The sequence below is a fragment of the Stenotrophomonas sp. STEN022 genome, from assembly GCF_056760155.1.
In genome coordinates this window covers 1-5,031 of sequence record NZ_JBRREG010000165.1, presented here as the reverse complement: position 1 = coordinate 5,031, position 5,031 = coordinate 1, and the positions used below count along the sequence as shown (strand labels likewise).

Annotated in this window: 3 protein-coding genes; 1 reads left to right on the top strand and 2 read right to left on the bottom strand. The window is 64.0% G+C overall.

All coding sequences use genetic code 11. From position 1 onward, the window contains the following. Positions 1-785 precede the first annotated feature (785 nt). The gene (locus ACVOMF_RS20440) at positions 786-1,976 is read left to right on the top strand and encodes a benzoate/H(+) symporter BenE family transporter (protein WP_481510902.1); all 1,191 of its coding nucleotides are present in this window, start codon (positions 786-788) and stop codon (positions 1,974-1,976) included. Between the two features lie 23 nt (positions 1,977-1,999). Here the strand turns inward: ACVOMF_RS20440 and ACVOMF_RS20435 are convergent, their stop codons facing one another. Then, a complete protein-coding gene (locus ACVOMF_RS20435; protein WP_481510901.1) occupies positions 2,000-2,548 on the bottom strand; it encodes a DUF2628 domain-containing protein in 549 nt (182 codons plus the stop codon). 32 nt (positions 2,549-2,580) lie between these two features. Beyond that, positions 2,581-4,740, bottom strand: coding sequence for a lytic murein transglycosylase (locus ACVOMF_RS20430; protein ID WP_481510900.1), 2,160 nt, complete (start codon positions 4,738-4,740; stop codon positions 2,581-2,583). Positions 4,741-5,031: the final 291 nt, after the last annotated feature.

Here is a 5,031-nt window from a genome sequence, read left to right as displayed (position 1 = left end):
GCTTGATTAAACGTCTGCAAGATGGACAGTCATCCATTCCTGCAGGCGTCCTCACAAGATACCTGCGCATACTTTCAAAGAACTTCGAATCGGGCCTCAGCGCCTTCTTCGTAGGCTGCGACGTTTCCGTCGTAACGAGCCGCCCATTATAGCCGGCTTTTCTGCTTCGTCAACACCTTTTTGAGAGGCGGTTGACTCGGCGGCTTCACCGTTGGCCCGAAGGCTTTTCGTCGAAGCGAGCCGCCTATTATGGCAGGCTTTTTGTTTCCGTCAACACCCTGTTTCGAGGTTGGTGACGTCGTTTCTTGGTGTCGGTCACTGTTGTGATCGGCGCCGTGAAGCGAGGAGGTGGATTCTAGACATCTTTGTGAAAATCGCAATCACTTTTTGTTGCAGAGCGGCAAATCGGGGGTTGGGGCCAGAGTTGGCAAAGTGCGGCGGTGCCTTGAGCCTGCTTTCGCTCTTTCGTCGCCACTACTTCCTGATGACCAGATCTGGAGCAAGGGTCGATGCCTTGCTGGGCGGGTGGTGCGGAACGCTTGGTTCACCTGGTTGGGCGCTACCCAGCTTCAGCGCGAAGAGCAGCCCTCACCCCAACCCCCGCTCCGCGCCCCGGCCCTTGCGCTGGCGCAAGGGCGTTCGATGGGCAGCGAACCAATGGTTCGCAAGCTGCCCCTCTCACCCCGCGAGCGGGAGAGGGGCTATTGCTCCGCCTACTTTTGTCTGGAACCGTAGAGCGGCTTGCTGGGCCACAATGCGGGTTGATCCGTTGCACCTCTATATAGATGACCAATCCGGCTCCGCGTTCGTTCTTTCGTGATCTCTCGCTGCCCGCTGTGGTTGCCGGCTTCATTACGGTACTGGTGGGCTTTGCCAGCTCCGCAGTGATCGTGTTCCAGGCGGCACAGGCCGTTGGTGCCGGGCAGGCCGAGATTGCGTCGTGGATGTGGGCGCTGGGCATCGGCATGGGCGTGACCTGTATTGGTCTGTCGCTGCGTTACCGGATGCCGGTGGTGACGGCCTGGTCTACGCCGGGTGCGGCGATGCTGGTGGTCGGGGCGACTACGCTGCCGCTGTCCGATGCGATTGGTGCGTTTGTACTGGCCGCCGTGCTGGGCACGCTGGCCGGATTCTCGGGCGTGTTCGAGAAGGCGATGCGGCGGATTCCGGTGTCGCTGGCCTCGGGCATGCTGGCCGGGGTGTTGCTGCGCTTTGGCCTGGATGTCTTTGTTTCGGTGAACACCCAGCCTTTGCTGGTGCTGTTGATGTTCGCCACCTATCTGGTGGGGCGGCGCTGGTTACCGCGCTATGCGGTGATCGCGACCTTGCTGGTGGGCGTGGCGATCGCCAGTGGCAAGGGGCTGATGCACATGGAACAGGTGCAGCTGCAGATGGCGCTGCCGGTGTTCACCGTGCCGACGCTGTCGTGGGCGGCGCTGTTCGGCATCGCCCTGCCCTTGTTCATCGTGACCATGGCCTCGCAGAACGTGCCCGGCGTGGCGGTGTTGAAGGCCTCGGGCTATGACGCGCCGATATCACCGGTGATCGGTTGGATCGGGATGGTCAATACCGCCTTGGCGCCGTTCGGCGGCTATGCATTGAACCTGGCCGCGATCACCGCGGCGATCTGCATGGGCAGGGATGTGCATGAGGATCCCGCACGGCGCTACACCGCAGCGGTGAGTGCCGGCGTGTTCTATATCGTGATCGGCTTGTTCGGCGCGACCGTGGCGGCGGTGTTCGCGGCGTTCCCCAAGGAACTGATTGCGACGCTGGCCGGTATCGCCCTGCTCGGCACCATCGGCAACAGCCTGGCCGTGGCATTGAAGGAAGAGGCCGAGCGCGAGCCGGCGTTGGTGACCTTCCTGGTAACGGCATCGGGATTGTCGATGGCCGGCATTGGCTCTGCGTTCTGGGGGCTGGTGGCCGGTGTGATCACCTTGCTGGTGCTGCGTCGGCCCGCCGCCCCACGCTGAAAGCGCGGCAGAACTACCCGGCTTCAAGCCAACCCGACCCATACACGCAACGCCACCGCCGCGGCCAGGCCTGCGACCAATACCGGGTAGCTGGTGCCGCCACGGCGCTCCAGCTCACTGCCGACGCGGTGCTCGGCACCGGGATGGGCATGCTCGACCTTGCGCACCAGACGCTGGCAGTGCCGCAGGTACAAGGCGTTGGCCACCAATCCAAGCCCGGCCTTCAGCACGAAGAAAACCGCATAGATCACGGCTTGCGGTGCACCAGCCAAGGCAATGACGAAGGCCAACGTTTCGCTGACGGCGAAGAACAGCAGCGCCACGAGATACATCTTGCGGAACAACAGCCAGTACACCCCGAACAGGAAGGCCGGCCAATGCCATGGACGGGGAGGCAACGGGTGCGCACTGTGCAGGTTCCAGCGCCGCTGGTAGATCTCGAAGTTGTCGCCCACCGCTCGCTTCAGGCGCGCGGCGCGCTGCTCCAGCGATACCGGCTCACTGACTGCGCCGGTACCCGCCAACGGTGCGGCATACGGGTTGTTCGAATGCCGCGTCGATATCTCGTCCAAAAGGTAGTCCTTTGCGATGGGCAGTACCGCGCTTACAACGGCTTCACCTCGAACACCTGCTTGAGGACGTGGCGTCCGCCGGGGGCCAGCTCGATCACATCCGGGCCGGCGTTGGCAGCCTCGACGCAGACGTAGTTGCGCCACGCTGCACCGATATCGTCCATCTTCGCGGCACCGGCTTCGCCGGCATTCCAGACCACGGCGGTGCGGCTGCCGCTGGTGCTGATGTCGATCGCCCGCTTGAAACCCGGGTCGCGCAGCACGTAATGGCCACCGGCCTGGGTGTAGAGGCGGTCGCTGCGACCCGGATCACGCGGGTCACGCAGGTTCCAGTCACCCTTCTGCACGTAGGCGTTGCCGTTATCGAGCTTGTCCAGGTAGGTGAGCCCGTCCAGGCCGGTGACATCCACCTTCAAGGCATCGCTGACATTGAAGTAGTTGTGCAGGGCCTGGGTAAAGCTGGTCGCCTGGTTGCCGGTGTTCTCGGTGATCAGTTCCTGCTCCAGGGTGCGGCCGATGCGCACCACCATCTGCAGGCGCAGGCTCAGGCTTTCCATCACCGGCGGTGCAAGGGTCAACACCACGCTGCCATCGGCTTCGCGGCGTGCATCGCGCAGCTCCCAGGCGACGGTGCGCACGAAACCATGTGCAGGCACGTCATTGCCCTGCCCTTGCCGCGAGAAATACGGCCAGCACACCGGCGCACCACCGCGGATGGGCGTGGGCGGCTGTTTGGCGGTGGGCGAGAGCCACATCACGTCCTGGCCACCGTTGGGTACGAAGGACAGCAGCTGCCCACCAAACACGCTGATGGCAGCGGTGGAGAACGGGGTTTCCACCTTCCATGCGTCAAAACCCTTGAAGTCGCCTGTGCTCAGGCCCTGCACATCCTTCATTGAAACGCTGCTCCGTACGATCGGTGATTGGACAAGTTGCTGGTAATTGGGCGGAAGCCGGAACGCTGTGGGCACGGCAGGTTTGGCGCTGCGCAGCGCCTGCAGGATGCGGCTGCCAGCACGGCCGTCGGCCTGCTTCCAGCCAAGGCGCTGCTGTTCGACCTGGATGGCGCGGCGGGTGGCGGTGCCGACCATGCCGTCAGCGCTGCCGATGTCGTGACCACGTGCGAGCAGCAAGGTCTGCAGTTCCCGACGCTCATCGCGGCCTATGCCTGGATCATCGGTCGGCCAGGCTGCGCTTAGACCAGTGCCGCCGCGCAAGCGGTCGGCCAGGGTGGCAATGGCCAGGGCGTAGCTTTCAGCGGCGTTGTAGGAATAGATCGCGTCGTAGTTGCGGAACACCAGCAAGGCCGGGCCCTTGGCGCCAGCCGGCAGCAGCAGGGCGGCATTGCTGTCATCAGCGATGGCCGACACCTGCAACGGCTTGCCGTCGGCCAGAGTAATGCCCAGCGCGCGCCAGTCCGCCAACGGTTTGCGCTTGGTGCGGCCTGCAAGTGCGGCATTGAAATTGGCCGGGATGCGGACTTCCACGCCCCATGGCTGGCCGCTGCGCCAGCCCGACTGCTTCAGGTAGTTGGCGGTGGAGGCCAGCGCATCGGGAATGCTGGCGACCAGATCACGACGCCCATCGCCATCGCCATCTACGGCGATGCGGGCATAGGTGGATGGCATGAACTGGGTGTGGCCAAAGGCACCGGCCCAGGAGCCGGTCAAGCCAGCCGGGTTCAAATCGCCTTTGTCGATCAGCTTGAGCAGGGCCAGCAGTTCGCCCTTGAAGAAGGGCTGGCGGCGGCCGTTGCAGGACAAGGTGGCCAGCGACTGCAGCAACGGACGTTTGCCGAACACTCGCCCGTAATCGCTCTCCACGCCCCAGACCGCGACGATGGTGGCCGGATCAACGCCATATTGGCCACTGACCTGGTCCAGCAGCGCGCGGTGCTGGGTAAGCAGCGCGCGGCCATCGGCGATACGGCGGCTGTCGACCAGCGAGGCCAGGTAGTCCCAGATCGGGGTGGTGAACTCGGGCTGCGCATCGAGCAGTGGCAGCACGCTCAGGTCGGGGGTGATGCTGCTGAAAACCTGATCAAACTTTTCGCCACTGATGCCCTGGGCGACGGCGGCGGTCTTGAGTGAGGCACCGCAGCTGCCGAAGTCGGTGATCGCTGCGTTGGCTGAGAAGGCCAGCGTGAGCGCGGCCATGGTGGCGCCTGCACGCAGCCGGTTGATCGGGTTCATCCATACGCTCCTTGCACTGGAGCTTGATGATAAGCGCTGCGGTTGCGTTTGGTTGCGGGAGCGGCGTGAGCCGCGAGGCTGAGAGTTGTTTGAGGAGGCGAAAGCCGAAAAACCAAAGGCCAAAAGCCAAAAGCCCCCCTCCCCAACCCTCCCCTGCGCGTTGCGCAAGGGAGGGAGCAAGAGCGTAGTGGGCGGGCCAAACAGCACGGCGCGGAGAACCCGTGACCGCAGCCCCGGGTCTGAGGGGGGGTTAAGCAAGGTCGCGCGGCGCCGCGCGGGAGAGGTTCGTGG

Excerpts from the sequence above, each read along its gene's own strand:
- ACVOMF_RS20440 (WP_481510902.1), top strand. The coding sequence starts at position 786 with ATGACCAATCCGGCTCCGCGTTCGTTCTTTCGTGATCTCTCGCTGCCC.
- ACVOMF_RS20430 (WP_481510900.1), bottom strand. The coding sequence starts at position 4,740 with ATGAACCCGATCAACCGGCTGCGTGCAGGCGCCACCATGGCCGCGCTC.